The organism is Pseudomonas rossensis (genome assembly GCF_039888995.1).
Lineage (GTDB): Bacteria > Pseudomonadota > Gammaproteobacteria > Pseudomonadales > Pseudomonadaceae > Aquipseudomonas > Aquipseudomonas rossensis.
In genome coordinates, this window is sequence record NZ_JBBWCB010000351.1 from 1 (window position 1) to 343 (window position 343).

General features: G+C 50.7%; 2 rRNA genes. Both read right to left on the bottom strand.

Annotated features, from left to right (window positions below):
* Positions 1 to 86: ribosomal RNA gene (gene rrf / locus WLY71_RS30835) — 5S ribosomal RNA — on the bottom strand; the annotation flags it as partial.
* A 158-nt stretch (positions 87 to 244) separates the two neighbouring features.
* Positions 245 to 343, bottom strand: a 23S ribosomal RNA gene (locus tag WLY71_RS30840); the annotation flags it as partial.

Sequence of the window (343 nt, forward strand, 5' to 3'; positions counted from 1 at the left end):
AACCCCACACTACCATCGGCGATGCATCGTTTCACTGCTGAGTTCGGGATGGGATCAGGTGGTTCCAATGCTCTATGGTCGTCAAGAAATTCGGTAGCCAGGTCGTTCTCCTTGCGGATTACGCTCCAGCGAATGGGTATGCGATAGTTTGGTGTTTTGTGAGTATCTCGAACTTTCGGTTCGTTTCGTCTTCACACACCGCAATCTGGTGCCCTTTCAGGTCAGCAAATTGCTTGGGTGTTATATGGTCAAGCCTCACGGGCAATTAGTATTGGTTAGCTCAACGCCTCACAGCGCTTACACACCCAACCTATCAACGTCGTAGTCTTCGACGGCCCTTCAG